The following is a 255-nucleotide window of genomic DNA, read 5'->3' on the forward strand; positions in this document are numbered from 1 at the left end:
GCTGTCACCGGCTTCATGACGGCGCCCATCTGGCGCATCGACAGTTCGGTGCCCGCGGCGGACAGATCGGCGATGACCTCGTCCACGATGGCCTCCACATCCGCGGCGGTCAGCGGGGCGGGCAGGTACGCCTCGATGATTTCGGCTTCGGCGACCTCCGCGTCCGCGCGCTCAGTTTCGCCGGCGTCGCGGTAAATGCCCGCGGTGTCCCGGCGCTTGGCTGCTTCCTTCTGCAGCAGCGACACAACCTGGACG

General features: G+C 68.6%; 1 protein-coding gene. It reads right to left on the reverse strand.

Annotated elements, in window-relative coordinates; translation table 11 throughout:
• Positions 1-255, reverse strand: a 255-nt coding sequence (locus tag SB754_RS21500) for a GatB/YqeY domain-containing protein (protein ID WP_410784354.1), incomplete at both ends; no start/stop codon positions are given.

The organism is Leifsonia sp. SIMBA_070 (assembly GCF_046534635.1).
GTDB lineage: Bacteria > Actinomycetota > Actinomycetes > Actinomycetales > Microbacteriaceae > Leifsonia.